The following is a 16,696-nucleotide window of genomic DNA, read 5'->3' as shown; positions in this document are numbered from 1 at the left end:
TCTCTATTCCTGTATAATGTTGTTAATTTTATTTTATTTTGGCGGTAAAAATCATTAATATGATGAATATTTTATAGTCTTTTTGTCGGTAACTTTATAGTATAATGTCGTTTTTCATCATTAGTCTTCTTAAGGTTAATAAAAGAACAAATAAGCAGCTCGTTTATAAATTGCCGCAATATCTTGAAGAAATTATACAATTGAACCTCGGGATTAAAGAAATTCCGAAAAAAATCTTTTTGGCCCCAACCAAACATTTTTCGTGCTCTAGCGATATCTGACTTATCATTATCTCTATTTAGGGCCATGAAATAGTCTATTGGTTTTTCTATAATCTTTTTAGGCTCCTTATTCCTCTGAGGTAAAATACCTTGCGAAGAAAAATATATGCTGTATTTGAGAACTGAGTATTGTGTGGTATTTAGAAGAGAAGCAATATCTTTCGCATATTCCCCTTTAATCAACAACGGCAGAATCTGATCCCCTGCACGTAAAAAGGATTCACTGCACTCTGTCCATTTGTTTTCTTCTTTAATGAAACCATATTTCACAAAACAAACAGCACACAAATGCACATGAAGATATCGCACACCATTCCATGTTACAGGCGGTTTGTTAGAACGGATCATTGTAGTACTCGTTTGATATGAACTACACCAAGGTGACTGACATAAAGGTGTTTTTTTGGATTGAGCTTGGTATTTTTGAACCGAATCTATGAACTTCTCTGGCAGCTCGGTACTAATAAATTCCGAGAGAGTCACTCCACTCTCATCAATTACTTTCAGTATTTGAGCAAGAGTTGCTTTATAGCCCTCTCCCTTTTGTATATAAGATAAAAATCTGCTTTTAGCGTCATTACTCAGTGTTTTAAGCCTAAACATATAGAAATCGTCTTCTCTTTGATTATAATAATAAAGTATAAGTAGAGTGAGATATTTGCTTTTATCCTCAACGCCACTTGGATTTAGTTTGGTTTCTAATGTTAAGAGAGTACGCCAAATTTCATACTTCTTTTTTTGAGCATTATAGTAGTTCGTATCGAGAACAAAGTCAGATGATTTCTGCTTGAATAGTTTTTCGCCGCAAGAATAGCATTGCACTTCAACTAAAGATGGATTTATATAAGGTTGATTTTGTTGGCAAGATGGACATTGAGAAGTCAACGGAATACCATGCTTATCACATACTTTTAACTCTTTAATTTGCCAGAGTAAATGATAGCAATTTTTCTCCTTTAAGCACATCGGGCAAAAGCAACGATAGGTATGATTGAAAACATTTAAAATAAAGCTCCGATAATAATTAGAATTCTGATCTTCTTCATCTAAGAATGTTTCAATTACATTTTCGAGCGAAGCACCTTTGAAATATCTTCTGTCTATTTGGAGCAGTAATGATAATTTTCGTAGATCAGTCACAACTCTAGGATATAAATCAATATGAGGGCTTCTTGAGTTTTTGATTTGTGAAATCTTTAACAATTGCTCATATCTTATTTTATTTCGGACAGCTGTGCGTAATAAAAAGGATGAGAATGCTTCTCCCTCATATGGAATTGTCTTAATTGTTAATGTCTCTTCTTCCATAAAACACCTCTTTTGAAAATATAATATTTCTAATAATAAACAAATTGCTCAAGATGCACAAAGAACCCATATAAATGAATCGACCTTTACGTCAATTCATTTATATGGGTTCTCTCAATTATAGACGCGTTTTTGTCTGATATACGTATTGATTTCTGGCGCATAACTACATAACTGGCTCTGACTATATCCAAGAAGTTGATACACTTCATTCATCTTCATGTGGACGTGCCATCTATCTTCAAAAAAAGTATCTATCTCTGCTTTAAGTGCTCTTATTTTATGCTCATAGAGTAGCTTTTTCTGATGTTGTTTCATGGCATCAATATATTCTTTCAATCCCCATTTGGCTAAGGTTTGCATCGATACTCCAACAGCTTTTAGTAGAACAGGATTAGTTATTTTCTGATTCTTATCCAATAGTTCTTCGCACACTGACATTAATAAACGTACGGTTTCAATTTTATTTTTTCTGGGAGGCCTTGCATTCACTTTCTCTAATATAGCGCGCATGACATGTATATGATATCTATAACAAAAATAATGTTCTTCGGTTTCCCAACAGCCCCACTCTTTTATTTTTGCAATTTTAATCCCATCTTGGATACCCTTGAGAAAAGCATCTATACGTTCTTGTTCATAGATATAACTACGATCACTTCCTATACCTCTAACTGTAAAATAAGCTCTTATTCTTTTATTTTTAGCTAAAGAAAAACCCGTGTAAGTAGCAATTTCTTTCCAAGTTAAATCTTGTATAGGTTGGTCCACCAGTGTCGAATATCCACGGACAAAATCAGAACGTTCTCTAAGTTTGCCTCCATTTATAGCGTATTCACAGCCACATTCATGACAATATACATAGAAATCTAATGCTCGATTTTGATTGTATTTAAATCCACTCTTTGTGGAACGTAATGACCCTGTTTGGGCATATGAACTACACCATAAAGCACTACATGAATAAAGGTTGATATCCGGTTCAACGTTTCGATGACTAATTCGTTCTTTGTAGTCCACTGGCACTTCTAAATTAGAAAGCTCGTTTATTGAAATTTCAGTATGATACAAAAAGTTAAGAATAACGTTAAGATGAATAGATCTTTTGGTGGACATTGTACCTCGAGCATGCTGAAGTAAATTTTTATAGGATATTCCGATTATGTCCCGTTCTAACAACTCAGTAACCTTGGGGTTAAGCGAAGCCACATAGATTATTTTTCGGGCTAAGTCTTTGCTACACATGATTGCCGAATTGAAACGGATGAGTTCCTTCATGATTTTAACTTTGCCAAAACTTTCGTTTATGCACGGCTCTTGGATAATCTTTTCTTCTGCCACCTGACTCGCCAATCTGCTTTTGCAATATGGGCAGAAACCCAGGAGATAAATTGAAGAATACATTAGCTGCTTTTTGCATTTCATGCAAGACTGCAATAAAGCTGTTCGATGTTTCTGACAATAATCCATTTCTTGAAATCTCCACAACAATGGATATGTCGCTCTTTCCTCTAGACACTGGGGACAATAAGCTAATGTTTTGCGGATTAACCCTCTCATCACACGACTATCTTCAGGCTTACTACCATCTGAAAACTGTGTCAGTATATTGATAAAACTCATCTGACGCAATACACCCTTGGCTAGAGAAAGATGTTTCTCGAGAAGATTTAAATTGAGTATGTTTTCTGGGACATAATCTAATTTTGAAATATCAGATAAGTGAATGATGGTTGAGGCGCTTCTCCGATAGTGCTTCATGAACCATTCTACTCTTGCTCCATTACCGTGTGCAGCACGTATAATGAAGCTACTAAGTGCCTCACCCTCATAAGGTATGACCTTCACAGTTAATGTAAGTTCCAGTCTAACCATGTCTTTCTCCGTTCATTACGTGTAGATTTCAATCGTGTAGAGACTTAAACCAACATCCGATCTGTAAGATCTTCTGCAAGGGCTTTAGACCCCGAAATACCTTTGATATACTTTAGAGGACCATCTGTTGACCAATCTATACCCTTCAATTTTTCAATCCTTTTGGGTATCATCTTATAATCGATACTTCCGTCTTCATTGATACAACTTTCAATGAGATCCGAGCCCGTTAGAAACCTTACTTTCTATAAAAGAAAAGTTTGGCATAAGCGTGGATTGGATGGTAAGCACAGACACTATAATCCATCAAGATATAGAAACTGTTACGGATGCACAAAAAAACAGCTTGGTATCGAAAATATTCAAACTCATCACCGAAGAAGCACATCAGGTATCCAAGGAAGCTAATCGTGAAATTCAACCTGCGGAAATCTCCCTCTCGCTGAGTAAACACATTAATTCCCTCTTCGCATCCGTTTCTATTGATTCTGAAGAAAAAATGATATTCAATAAGTACAATCTCCTTCCTCCTAAAGACAAAAAAGAGATACATGCCATAATAGATATGAAATATATTGCAAACTATCAAGTGTAAAAAGAAAAGAACCAGTTGCACATTAAAGTGCATTGGTTCTTTTTTGTTTTAAAAATCATTAAATGAAATTTTTCTTTTACAGACGTCGCACTCTACTTCAATAACCAGACCAATCCCCGTAGGAATGAATGTATAAGCAAAATTTGCTCCTAATACGTCGAGAGGTATGCATGAGTCCCATTCTGCAATCTCTGTTTCCATTTGATTTGTAATTTCGAAATTTAACAATGCATTCCCTCTCTCTTACATATTCAAAGGTTAATTATTCTATATTCATATAACATTACGGCTTATATTAACAAATGCTTTTTACGAACATAATTAACCTTCTTCAAATGAAGTACCCATAGGATTTAAAACCAGGAGACTAAAAGAATATAGTCGTTTAGATTCCTTACTCTTCTTATTATTTTTTGCAAATTGAATCGTGATTAAAATCGTGATTAAATTTGACTGATTTTGCTATGTTATCAAAATCTCCATATATACTTTCCAAATTAATCCCTAAAAAATTAAGCTCATTTAGTATATCCTGATGGTTTCGAATCCTTATAATATAATCTGGATTTATCGATTGATAACTTAAAACTGTAAATTGATATTGTTCATCCATTTTCGATAAATAGGGCTGATAAATGAAAAGTCCCTTCTGATTAACAATTCTATCAAATAGATCGGGCGGTTGATAAGTAAAATAAATATCGAGGTCTAGATTAAGCTGCTGATCTCCACATTTATATTGAATTTGAAGCAAATTGATTAATAAAGCAAGATAAACTCTTGCAACTACTCTCTCAGTCGTATAATGAATAGATTTATCCAAATAATAAGTCTGAGAGCGTAAATAGTCTTATAAAGCTTAGAGAGGAGCTTGGGGATATGAGTGATAAAAAGATATTAGTTTTGGGAGCAACCGGACAACAAGGAGGTGCGGCCGTTAGGCATCTAATCGCCGATGGCTGGAAGGTTCGTGCATTTGTTCGCGATTTATCAAGCGATAAGGCCCTGAAACTATCCCAACTGGGAGCCGAGCTTTTTTTAGGTGACATGACTGATCTTGCCTCGCTCGATACCGCTATGCAGGGGATTTATGGTGTATTCAGTGTTCAGGCGTCGAGCTGGAACCCAACTCTCGAAACCAATGCCGATGAGAGACGTATTGGGAAGGCTGTAGCTGACGCTGCCCTAAAGGCGAACATCCAGCACTTCATTTATACATCGGTTGGCGGTGCAGATGCGCAATCCCGATATCGGGATATGCAGAAATGGGATATTGAGCGGTACATTCTTTCACTCGATGTGCCGGCTACCATATTGCGTCCCGCCACCTTCATGGAAAACTTCTCAGACCCGATGACAGCCGGCGTGCAGAACGGGACAATCGCACAAGCCTTCAAGCCAGATAGAGTGATCCCACTCGTAGCTGTGGACGACATCGGTGCTTTCGTCGTTTTAACACTTAATAGCCCAGACAATTATTTGGGTAAAACAATCGAAATTGCTGGCGACGAGTTAACACCCTTGCAGATTGTCGAGGCCATAGGCCATATAACTAACCGAACCATTCCTTACGTTCAAGTTCCGATGGACGCGTTGCGTCAGCATAATGAAATCTTGGCCGGCGTGTTTCAATGGCTAAACGAAGAAGGCCACGAGGTCGATATTTCTGTTGTACGCAAGGCTTTCCCCAAACTTACGGATTTCAATACCTGGGTGGAAAAGCAAGGAAAAGCGAAGTTTGAGGCATTGTTTCTTACAGAGCTTGCATGAGATTGTTTGTTAACAGGTCTGGCATTCGAAGACCTTAGTGGTAGCCATCGGCTTAATTAGCTTAACGAAAAAGGAGCAGCTGCCAACCGGCAAACTGCTCCATGCTGTTTTGAATTAACAATTCCAGTTAGTTGAATGCCTCAATAGAATTAAATGCAAACATTATTTCTGCTTCACAAACCAATTCATTGTTTATCATTGCGATGCCTGTTCCTTTCACAATCTGTCCCTTGGTTCGGATCACTTCGAATTCAAGATGGAGCCGATCCCCTGGTTTTACTTGCTCTTTGAACCGACAATTATCAATACCAGTCAGTAACCCAATCTTATGGTTATTGCTCACATTGGACATAGTCTTAAATATCAACCTGTATTAGCATACCGGTATGATTTAAATCTTCGTTTCTCTAACCTTAAACTGTGAACCCCAAAGGGATACGAACTTGTACCGATAAAACAAAAAAACGGTCAGCTGCTTTCTTAATTGTATTGATTTACCGTGGCCCGTTAGTTGAATAAAAGCGCCAATTACAATGCTGGCTGCTTTCTTTGTTTTATTGTGCTATCGTTTCCCGATAGGGTAATCGTTTAGCATCCTTGAGTGAATAGTGCAGAATAAATTCGATTCCACTTCTCCTAAGTTTATTCTTCCCTTTGAATACCAGGAGTTTTCATACAAGCATTTTTCTGGTAAATTATTCTCGTTAACAGTCAATATTATATCGTCTACTTGAGGAAAATGATCTAGGACGAAAAACAATTCATCGCTAATTTCGCATAGCCTTTTCTCTGATTTATCCTGTTGATAGAAAATGCCCGTAAGATAATTGCTTTATCACCATTGGTAAACTCATGAACTTCTTCATTAGTAAATTAGAATGCATTGGATACTAGATTCTTCAACATTTTTGCATCTGGTGACCATCCGTGTAGAGCTTATTCGGTAACGGTTCCTCCATCTGAATGTGGAACTCGACTTTCTTTTTTGCAGCCATTGATTGAAAAATCCGATACAAGCTCTCAAGCTCTCTTTGATATCATCCAAATAAATAGTTGATAATGACCAGCTTCAGTTTATGATAAATCCAAGATCTCATCGATAAGACGTAGAAGATCATTTCCAGAATTGTGAATCGTTCGTGCAAACTCCACTTGCTTCGGATGCTAGGTTTTCATGCTTGTTTTCCGCTAATATCTGGGGCGAAATCAGTACGCTGTTGGTCTAGGAAACCGCAAACGATAGCTATTACAAAGGCTCTCTTTTTTTACCTCTAATCTGGGTTACATCAACTTTGATGATCCAAAATAAGGTGGCCATGTATTAAAAAAATGCCGGTAAAATCCTTTAAGGATTCACTGGCTTGATAAAGAATGATGTTATCCAGAAATAACAGGTAATTTGATTTCAAAAGTGAACGCCGTACCGCCTTCATTGGACTCCTCGATCCAAATCCGTCCATCCATCAATTCAACCAATTGTTTGCAGATCGAAAGGCCTAATCCGGCTCCCTCATATTGTTCACCGTCAGCCTTGGCATGAACTTGAGTGAAGGAACGGAACAATCGGCATATTTGATCGCTTCGAATCCCGATGCCTGTATCCTTCACTGTGAAGGATACGTTTGCTTGGTTAGGATTATCTTGAATCGAGATCAATCTAACCGTAGTGTTCACTTCTCCCTTCTTTGTAAATTTAACAGCATTTCCTACTAGATTAACTAAGATCTGCCGAATTTTATGCTCATCACCTAGTAACACCATCGGAATAGCTGAATCAATTTCATGGTTTAAATCAATCCCTTTATTTTCGGTTTGAGCCATAAAGAGCTGGCAGACCTCTTCTATACAGGAATGGATACTAAATGGTTCAATATTTAGTTCCATTTTACCTGCGTCCATTTTCGAATAATCCAAGATATGGTTCAGTAGGACAAGCAGGGATTTACCGCTAGTCTGAATGATGTCAACATATTCGCTTTGTTCCTCGGTCGGCTCAGTCGAATGGAGTAAGTCAGCGATCGCCATGATCCCATTCAAAGGGGTGCGGATTTCATGGCTTAAGACCGCTAACAGTTCAGATTTCTCTTTACTTAATTGATGAATTTGGCGAGAGGCCAAACGCAATTCCATTTCATCCATGACGATTTGAGCCAAATTCTGAAGAATATCAAGTTCCTCTTCCGTGATCGTACGTGGCTGGAAGTCCAGTACACACAACATACCCAAGTTATAGTTGTCGTGGGTCTTCAGAGGCACACCCGCATAGAAACGGAGTCCAAATTCTCCAGATACCAAAGGGTTGGTTAAGGATCGTGGATCTTTCAGGGCATCACTAAGAACATATGGCACATTTTCAAGAATGGCCGACGCACAAAGTCCGGGATCCCGGTCGATCTCCTGCACATCCAATCCGTGATGGGCTTTAAACCATATTCGATTCGTATCTACTAAGCTCACGATTCCAATAGGAGCTCTTAATAGTTGAGAAGCTAGGGCCGCGATTCTGTCGAAAGATCCATCCGGAGGAGTATCCAAAATCTGATACCTTCTTAGAACATCAATTCGCTCTTGTTCAGTTTTTTGAGACGGTTCAGATTGAATAGTCATTGGTTCATCCCTCCTAATATTTTTTATAGCAAATGTCCTAAGTGGTCGGAAATTTTTCCGTATTTCTGATTTAATAGATATAAAAATGGGGAATAGGAGGGTATATACCTATCCTCAGGGGAAGTATAATTATTGATTGCTCCGCATGAGATCAACAGAATATGAAAGATGGTTTTTCCATAGATTCCAGGCCCTGTATCTATTTCTATCCGGATTTCCTGTTCGCGAAATATCGACCATTATCCAGCTTAGTGAAAAACAATTTTATCATATATATAAAGATGTATAAACAAAGCGGATTAGACTGGCTTCAATCTAATCACGCTGCTCCACGAAAATTAGAACCCGAACAAGAAGACCTACTCTTTCTATTCATTCAAAACCATCGACCTTCGGATCTTGGGTTATCCTCGAATTCCGAATGGACACTACATTTGGTAACAGTTTGGATTGAACGGGAGTTTAAGAAATCATACTTAAAGCGAGGCGTGGCACATCTTCTCAAGCAACTGGGGTTACGTACTCTAAAACGTGGGTAGCTACGAGAGGCAAACCCCGCATTTTTTGAGAATATCCCCAAGCTTCCCCCACTACCGATATTAATGCATAAATCGCCAGAAGAAAATGACTCTCAAGTGCTCTTTTTGGAATCTATTTTTAGGGTGTATCGTTCTGGAAAATTGGCAATTATATTGGATTCGTCCATCCATCTGGATCCCACCTTTATTGCTGAATATCAGGACGTCGTAGACTAAATTTATTTAGACAAAGTAGATAAAGCTGCTCTGAAATGAACTTAATTACCCTTTACTTCAAATCTTCTCTTCATTATCCTATAAAACATTGATGAGTTCAAAAGCAACATATTCCCTATAAAAAACCAAAAGACATGTTTATGGTCAACTATTGGCCATAAACATGTCTTTCTTCGATAAACGAATATAATCTTCAGCTTCGTCGAGTTCCGCCAAGGATAGCGCACAGAATAAATACTACAACAATGGCCCCTAAGCGATAATATTGCCTATAATCCCACCGGGAACGTCACGTCCCACTAGCACTCCACTGGACATTCCAAGTACCGGTCCTGCATGATTCTCATCTTACATCATCATGGTCCGTGCTTGTAGTGACGTCGTGCCATGCAGTTATTTCTTGTTCCAGACGTTTGTTTTTTTCTCTATACGCTTCGAGAGCATCATTACCCAGGAGCAGATGGACCGGAGGTTGTTCTGCATTCGTCAACTTGACAATAGCTTCTGCCAGTTTCATCGGATCGCTAGGTTGGTTTTTATTGTAATGAGAAGCGAAGTTCTCCATTTCACCAGAGATACCCACATAATCGGAAATGACCCGGTCTGCCCGAAGCAACGATGAACCATCCAGGAAATTGGTTCGGAAAAATCCTGGTGCGACAGCCGTCACATAAATGCCTAATGGGGCGACCTCCAGAGCCAGTGATTCGGTAATTCCTTCTACAGCAAACTTTGTGGCACAGTATATACCAAAACCAGTATAGCCGGTCATGCCGGTTTCAAAATTTTTCTTAACTTTATCGGATCCAGTCTCCTCCACTGCACCTACCACTCCGTAGCCGGCGTTATTTAAGAGCACATCGATTCGGCCGGAAACGTTCAACTGTTCGATTCGCAGACTGAGATCTCAGTAATCCCTTCCTGAAATGTTATATCGATCTTGATTATAAAAGAAAATATACATACTCATTTGCTGTTCAACCTCCGTTTTTACTTTATTTTAGTAAATTTTTTAGATGATAGAAAGAAAAAGAAAATTCAGGCATTCTCTTCCTGGTATTCATTAAGCTATCCTGCCCGTTAGTTCAATAAGATAGATGGACAGTATCGTCCGGGTCTGAACCAGCTGATCCCCATACTTCCCCATCAACGCGATAACCGCCACCACTCCATTGAAGCAAGTAGCCTCCAGTACTCATACCTTGTGTGAAACCTTCTTTACTATTTATCCAATCTAAAGTTCCCCGGCAGCAATCGTTATAGCAAAATACACTTTACTAGTATCTAAGTGCGTTAAACTAACATTCACTTCATGACTACTATTGTTCTTCATTAGCAGTTTTATATGTATAAATCCTGGATTTACGGAAAAGGGTTGCTGTACCGTTGCGCCTCCAGAAGCAATATAGTGGGAGGGTTTGCTCTCTTGTTCGCTTAAAGAATTAGAAAGGGTTGTACGTGACATATAGAAGCGGGAACGCTCTTGCACAATTTTTTAAAATTTTCGAGAATGCGCCCACAACCACCTATCGACATTATCATTTCCTTTCGATTGATGTAGCGTTTATTTGCCACGCCGAGGTATAATAATTTTCGGCATGAAAACTAGACGAGGTGATTAGAATGGAAAGATTATATGAAATTCTTCATTTTAACCAAGAGTTTGTTGAGGATAAGGAATTTGAGAAATATCAAGGAACTCGTTATAAGGATAGGAAAATCGTTGTCGTAACCTGTATGGACGCAAGGCTTGTCGATCTACTCCCCAAAGCGTTGAATATAAAGGAAGGTAATGCCAAAATAATTAAAGATGCGGGCGCAATTGTTTTACATCCGTTCGGCAGTGTTATGCGAAGCATTATCGTAGCTATCTATGAATTAAAAGCCGATGAAGTGTTTGTAATAGGTCATCATGATTGCGGCATGGGTGCAATCGACCCAGATGGAACCATAAACAAAATGAAGGAACGAGGTATTTCGTCCGATAAGCTTGATACACTAGAAAGTGCAGGAATCGATTTGCATAAATGGCTCCATGGCTTCGACAGCGTGGAAGAATCAGTTAAATCTAGTGTTAAGACGGTTAAGCATCATCCGCTTCTACCCGATAACGTTCCGGTTCATGGTCTTGTCATCGACCCGAATACAGGGAAACTTGACTTGCTTGTTGACGGGTATAAGGATAGCTAACCTGTATTGACACAAGTTTGATCACTTGAATGTACAATAAATAGTGGTTTTCTGTTTATGACTGCTACTACTTCCCAATGGAAGGTTTCTGGAACATATTTTCTTGAAGATCATTTGGACGAGGTCTTTGTCTAACTGATCTTCAATAACTTTATAATACATCTGTATCAATAAATCATCTGCCCGAACAAATAATAAAGACCGCGTTTCTATGATTAACTAGCCGGGACTTTCTCCGGTCTTTCTTTTAACCTTGTTCCGTTTCAGTTCACACGTTGATCGGCTGCCTCCTTGGTTTTATTAAGCTATCGTTTCCCGTTAGTTCAATAAGAACCTAAAAATTCTGTTTGAAGTTCTGTCTCTATAACCTTCTTTTCGAAGGAAACACTATACGCCTTAGCGTTAGGTCTTGAGCTAACTATTTTACTAATTCCTTGTTCTTTGTAATGAATAGCAACCCCATCATCTGTAGCAATCCCTGATTGAATTTTTTTTGATTCAATAAGTTTGTGATATGCAGGTCTTCTTTCTATTTCTCCATCGTAATGCGGACAATTACTCCCCTTTAAAAAACTCAAACATTTTATTGGTTCAAGTCCATCCCCATACGAGTCAGTAACCCCTTCTTCAAACCAACAAATGGAACCTGCACTTAACCCAGTTAAAATAACGCCTTGATTCCACGCTTTTCTTAAAATACTGTCTAAACCCCATTCTTTCCACAAAGCTAAAAGGTTTTTAGTGTTTCCTCCACCAACATAAACAATATCCTTCTCTAAAATAAAGCTCTCAAAATCCCTTGTCGGAGGTTCAAATAAAGATAAATGAGATGGTTTACAATCTTGCTGATTAAAAAAGTTATAATACCTTGATATATAATTATCAGAATCTCCACTTGCAGTAGGGATGAAGCAAATTTGCGGCTTAACTTTCTTTGCTTGTTTTAATATATACAAATCTAACAATGGATTATCTGGTTCCATTGAGAATCCTCCACCACCAAGAGCAATTATTTGTCTCATCTATGTACTCCTTTCATAAAAAAGTAATAAGTAATTAGTTCTACAAATAATAAACAACCCCTCTTTCAACTAACCTGCCCGTTAGTTCAATAAGATAGATGAACAGTATCGTCCGGGTCTGAACCAGCTGATCCCCATACATCCCCATCAACGCGATAATCGCCACCACTCCATTGAAAAGCAAGTAGCCTCCAGTACTCATACCTTGTGTGAAACCTTCTTTGCTATTTATCCAATCTAAAGATTCCCCGGCAGCAATCGTGAATAGCAACTTTAATGGGACCATGTTCTTATTTCCCGACAGAAGCTCTAGCTTCTTTTGATGCCGCTTCAGCTGAAGGTGAATATGAGCAGGTAACTCAGGATTACAAAGAGCTCACTGGTCAAAGTTCGATGAGCATCAAACAGTTTTTAGCAGCGCACCAGAATGGCTAGGACATTACCTTTCATAAAAAAGACGAGGGCAGAAACTCCGCTCTCGTCTTTTTTACAATCATATCTTCACTTGGCTTTGATTTGTAATTCGTTTGCATTCGTATTAGTCTTTGCTTCCAAGTTTAGCAGTTGAACAAGATCTCAATCCCAAAGAATATGAAGTTGTTTCCCTTCTATCGCAATTACCTAAGTAACCTCTTGTTTTGAGCCTTTTGGAAATAATGAGGTACCGTTCGCTTCATTGACTTTAAGTGAAATGTAGCGAGTATCCCTTTTATGATAATGGCCTTTTTAGCTTGATTCCAACTGACGTCGAATTGTCTCTAGGTACTACATAATAATGCTGTTATATCCTTAAATTTAAATATATTTTTCTTTTATAAAATCAATATTACCAGAACGACTTTCTATCTTGATAAAAACATGGTATTAGTTTCATATATTTCGCATCATAAATCCCAAAATAAAAAAACGACATTATACCACAAAGTGCAGCATCACTAAGTAACGCTGCACTTTGTAGAGAAAACACTTCATAATTTTATATTTTTCATTGAATAATTAGAGTTTTTACGAGTTTGCCGACATCATTAGATAAAACTACCGACAATATACTATAAAGTTACCGACATTATAATATAAAATAAACAGTTTCCCAGACAAACCCATAGATCAATCTTATTTCATCGCCTCAGATAGCTCTGTGAAAATAACACCCAGCGCATAAGCGCCAGCGTCAGGGTAGCCCAGACTACGATCGCCGACGGTACCCGCACGGCCCATACGTGCCACGATGTCTTCGGTTTTCTTCGCACCTTCAACGGCTGCTGCTGCACCTTTGGCAAAGGCTGTTTTGAAGTCATCTCCAGACTCCGCACTTTGCGTCCAGGAATCGGCACACGGAACAAGTGCATCGATCAAGGTTTTGTCGCCTACAACGGCACCACGTCCGAAAGAACGCTCTCCCGTGGATTGAATGCCTTGCACTGCCCCTTGTAACATTTCAGCAAATTCAGCAACGTTCAATTGCTGTTTATCCCCTACAGCTTTGCCAGCCGCACGGAATGCCGAACCCCAGATTGGACCGGATGCGCCGCCACAATATTCCATGATGACTAAGGAACATGCATCAAGGAATGAACCGATGTCTTTTTTATCTTCGTTAATGATGTGATTCCATTCGCGTTTTAACTGACGGAAGCCTTTCGCCACACTCATACCGAAATCGCCGTCACCTGCATGGGAATCCAGTTCACAGAATGGTACTTCATTCTTGATGATGATCTCACCCATTTTATCAATCAGATAGACGACATTGTCCAGAGAGAATTGATTGTTGCTGATCACCGCAGATGTTGCAGGCGTCTCCACTTCGTAAGATACCGGAGCGTCTTCACTCACAACGGCTTCCAATGCTTCGGAATACGCCACTTGTGCTACTGGTGGACCGGATACTTTAAACGCTGGTGTGTCACTTTCCTTGAACAACAGGGTTTTCAGTTCATCATCCAGTTTCAGGATCGTAACCGATGCGCCCGCCATATCGATACTTGTCATGTAATTGCCTACAAACGTTGTAGCTACCTGCAAACCTGTATGTCCCGCAAGCTCACGCTGAACGGAATTGTTGAGCAGGTACAGTTCTTGCAAAGGTGTTGCGCCAAAACCATTCACGAGCACCGCAATCTCAGCGGAAGCATCATTGTCCAGCTTCATGTCTGCCAGCAACGCTTTGACCATACGCCCTGCCAATTCATCCGCAGACACGATTTTCTCACGGCGAATACCTGGCTCACCATGAATACCTACGCCAAATTCCATCTCATCTTCAGCAATTTCAAAGGTCGGTGTGCCTTTGGCTGGCACGGTACAGGATGTGAATCCGAATCCAATACTGCGCACGTTCTGAGCTGCTTTCTCGGCAACGGATTTCACGTCTGCCAGACTACGGCCTTCTTCGGCTGCTGCTCCGGCAATCTTGTGAACCAGTACAGTTCCGGCAACGCCGCGGCGTCCAACGGTATACAGGCTGTCCTGCACAGCGATGTCATCCTCAACCCGTACATATTGCACGTCAATGCCATCTTCCGCTGCCAGATGCGCTGCGTTTTTGAAGTTCATCATGTCGCCACTGTAGTTTTTGATGATCAAAAGCGTACCCTTGTTGCTGGCTGTAGCCTTGATCGCCTGGTACACCTGGATTTGGGAAGGAGATGCGAATACATCTCCACATACCGCTGCATCCAGCATGCCTTTACCCACATAACCTGCATGAGCTGGTTCATGTCCGCTGCCGCCGCCGCTGATCAGGCTGACTTTATCGACCTGAATCTCTCTGCGCTTGATGACTTTATATTTCTTCAGGAATTCCAGCTCCGGGTGTGCGAGCGCAATCCCGTTGCACATTTCCATAACAACATGTTCTGCTTGGTTAATGATTTTCTTCATTATTTTGCCTCCCGGCGAGCTGCTTTGTACTCACGGCCCATGCGATCAGCCGCTGCAATGGCAGCAGCCACTTCAGGAACGGTGATCGGGAACGGCATCGCGTGAATGGATTCCTCCGGAATGCAAGCGATCTCTGCAACTTTCAACAACTCTTCCTGACTAATCGTATCTACACCGATATCCGCCAAGCTAACAGGCAGTCCAACTGCGAGACAGAAGTCCATGACTTCGTGCAGCTCTTCCGTTGGTGCATTTTCGAGGACGAGTTGTGCAATCGTACCGAACGATACTTTTTCACCGTGGAAGAAGTGATGTGTACCCTCCAGAACAGTCAAACCGTTGTGGATCGCATGTGCTGCGGCCAGACCGCCACTTTCAAATCCAAGACCGGACAACAGTATGTTGGTCTCAACGATGTTTTCCAGCGCTTGGGTTACGACGTTGCTATCACTCGCTACTTTCGCTTTCGCTCCGTCAGTCAGTAACATTTCATAACACAATTTTGCCAGCGCTAATGCTGCATTCGTACCAACTGCAGATGGTGTATATCCTTCGCGGGAACCCATTGGCAGACTTGCGTTCACACGGGAATAGGATTTCGCTGTTGCTCTTGCTTCGAAGTATGTAGAGAGCGCATCTCCCATACCGGATACCAGGAAACGTGTTGGAGCGTTGGCGATTACCGTTGTATCCACGAGTACCACACTTGGGCTTTGTTTGAAATAAGCGTAGTCATCAAAGGCACCATCCGGTGTGTACAATACAGCGGAGTGACTTGTTGGTGCGTCTGTTGCCGCAATCGTTGGGCAGATGATCAGTGCTTCGCCTTCAGCTACACATTTGGCAGCATCAATGGCTTTACCGCCACCGAGACCGATCGTAGAGTGACATCCTTTTTCCTTTGCAATCTCTTGCAGACGCGCAACTTCCTCACGGGAACATTCCCCTTTAAAACCGCTTTCAATAAAAGTAATATTGAATTTCTCAGCTGTTGCATCCAGCTTCGCCTTTACACGCTGTACATCATCCGGATGTGCAATCAGCAAGGCAGATTCTCCGAAGGATTTAACAAAGTACCCCAGGTTGAACAACTCATCTTCGCCTTGTACATATTTGGTTGGGCTGATAAATGCTTTTCTCATATTAATATATGCCTCCTATAGATTATATAATGTCATTAACAGATTACTGCACATCTACTCCGTCGACAGAACAACCTGGTGCGATTCTTAGTTGAACTTTAAGTGCGTGTTCAAAAAGTCTGTTTTTCAGAACCGAGAAGATGGAATGAAGCTAGAAATGGAGTAGCGGAGCGTAGGGAAAACGACGTGAGCAACGGACATTTCGGCTGAATTTCAACTTCGATGCTGATGATGCCGCTAGGCATGATTCGTAATCAAAAGCGGACTT

Annotated in this window: 14 protein-coding genes and 1 pseudogene; 5 read left to right on the top strand and 10 right to left on the bottom strand. The window is 40.1% G+C overall.

Annotation, left to right across the window (positions count from 1 at the left end; translation table 11 throughout):
• Window positions 1-71 precede the first annotated feature (71 nt).
• Both ACR32F_RS04455 and ACR32F_RS04450 read right to left on the bottom strand, forming a co-directional pair.
• A complete protein-coding gene (locus tag ACR32F_RS04455; RefSeq protein WP_440116532.1) occupies window positions 72-1,589 on the bottom strand; it encodes a TniQ family protein in 1,518 nt (505 codons plus the stop codon).
• Between the two features lie 114 nt (window positions 1,590-1,703).
• Window positions 1,704-3,464, bottom strand: a complete 1,761-nt coding sequence (locus tag ACR32F_RS04450) for a TniQ family protein (RefSeq protein WP_440116530.1) — start codon at window positions 3,462-3,464, stop codon at window positions 1,704-1,706.
• Window positions 3,465-3,735: 271 nt separating this feature from the next.
• Here ACR32F_RS04450 and ACR32F_RS04445 point away from each other — a divergent pair, with 271 nt between their 5' ends.
• The gene (locus tag ACR32F_RS04445) at window positions 3,736-4,059 is read left to right on the top strand and encodes a hypothetical protein (protein WP_440116528.1); all 324 of its coding nucleotides are present in this window, start codon (window positions 3,736-3,738) and stop codon (window positions 4,057-4,059) included.
• Window positions 4,060-4,938: 879 nt separating this feature from the next.
• A complete protein-coding gene (locus tag ACR32F_RS04440; RefSeq protein ID WP_440116526.1) occupies window positions 4,939-5,829 on the top strand; it encodes an NmrA/HSCARG family protein in 891 nt (296 codons plus the stop codon).
• 127 nt (window positions 5,830-5,956) lie between these two features.
• On the opposite strand, the pseudogene ACR32F_RS04435 reads toward ACR32F_RS04440, so the two are convergent.
• Window positions 5,957-6,166: pseudogene (locus ACR32F_RS04435) on the bottom strand (3-hydroxyacyl-ACP dehydratase FabZ); the annotation flags it as partial.
• Window positions 6,167-7,206: 1,040 nt separating this feature from the next.
• Entirely contained in the window at window positions 7,207-8,436 is a 1,230-nt protein-coding gene (locus tag ACR32F_RS04430) for a GAF domain-containing sensor histidine kinase (RefSeq protein WP_440116524.1), read from the bottom strand.
• A 145-nt stretch (window positions 8,437-8,581) separates the two neighbouring features.
• Between ACR32F_RS04430 and ACR32F_RS04425 the strand changes: the two genes are divergently transcribed.
• Both ACR32F_RS04425 and ACR32F_RS04420 read left to right on the top strand, forming a co-directional pair.
• Window positions 8,582-8,725: a terminase gpP N-terminus-related DNA-binding protein gene (locus ACR32F_RS04425; RefSeq protein WP_440116522.1), complete on the top strand. Its 144-nt coding sequence runs from the start codon at window positions 8,582-8,584 to the stop codon at window positions 8,723-8,725.
• Window positions 8,718-8,975, top strand: a complete 258-nt coding sequence (locus ACR32F_RS04420; RefSeq protein WP_440116520.1) for a winged helix-turn-helix domain-containing protein — start codon at window positions 8,718-8,720, stop codon at window positions 8,973-8,975. The genes ACR32F_RS04425 and ACR32F_RS04420 overlap by 8 nt, the downstream gene beginning before the upstream one ends.
• Before the next feature lie 559 nt (window positions 8,976-9,534).
• Here ACR32F_RS04420 and ACR32F_RS04415 read toward each other — a convergent pair.
• On the bottom strand, window positions 9,535-10,011 hold the full coding sequence (locus tag ACR32F_RS04415; protein WP_440116518.1) for an SDR family NAD(P)-dependent oxidoreductase: 477 nt from the start codon (window positions 10,009-10,011) through the stop codon (window positions 9,535-9,537).
• An 803-nt stretch (window positions 10,012-10,814) separates the two neighbouring features.
• Here ACR32F_RS04415 and ACR32F_RS04410 point away from each other — a divergent pair.
• Complete coding sequence (locus tag ACR32F_RS04410; protein WP_440116516.1) at window positions 10,815-11,381, top strand: beta-class carbonic anhydrase; 567 nt, start codon at window positions 10,815-10,817, stop codon at window positions 11,379-11,381.
• 21 nt (window positions 11,382-11,402) lie between these two features.
• Here the strand turns inward: ACR32F_RS04410 and sda are convergent, their stop codons facing one another.
• From sda to ACR32F_RS04385, 5 genes are all read right to left on the bottom strand, one after another.
• Entirely contained in the window at window positions 11,403-11,552 is a 150-nt protein-coding gene (gene sda / locus ACR32F_RS04405) for a sporulation histidine kinase inhibitor Sda (RefSeq protein WP_440116514.1), read from the bottom strand.
• Between the two features lie 152 nt (window positions 11,553-11,704).
• Window positions 11,705-12,403 carry a Type 1 glutamine amidotransferase-like domain-containing protein gene (locus ACR32F_RS04400; RefSeq protein ID WP_440116512.1) on the bottom strand — a complete coding sequence of 233 codons (699 nt, stop codon included), beginning with the start codon at window positions 12,401-12,403 and terminating at the stop codon, window positions 11,705-11,707.
• A gap of 40 nt (window positions 12,404-12,443) precedes the next feature.
• The gene (locus ACR32F_RS04395) at window positions 12,444-12,689 is read right to left on the bottom strand and encodes a hypothetical protein (protein WP_440116510.1); all 246 of its coding nucleotides are present in this window, start codon (window positions 12,687-12,689) and stop codon (window positions 12,444-12,446) included.
• An 827-nt stretch (window positions 12,690-13,516) separates the two neighbouring features.
• Window positions 13,517-15,286, bottom strand: coding sequence for a dihydroxyacetone kinase subunit DhaK (dhaK, locus tag ACR32F_RS04390; RefSeq protein WP_440116508.1), 1,770 nt, complete (start codon window positions 15,284-15,286; stop codon window positions 13,517-13,519).
• A complete protein-coding gene (locus tag ACR32F_RS04385) occupies window positions 15,286-16,428 on the bottom strand; it encodes a glycerol dehydrogenase (protein WP_440116506.1) in 1,143 nt (380 codons plus the stop codon). The genes dhaK and ACR32F_RS04385 overlap by 1 nt, the downstream gene beginning before the upstream one ends.
• Between the last annotated feature and the right edge of the window lie 268 nt (window positions 16,429-16,696).

The sequence above is a fragment of the Paenibacillus hebaui genome, assembly GCF_051934385.1.
Lineage (GTDB): Bacteria > Bacillota > Bacilli > Paenibacillales > Paenibacillaceae > Paenibacillus.
The sequence above is the reverse complement of the archived record's forward strand: the minus strand, read 5'-3'. Positions and strand labels throughout refer to the sequence as shown.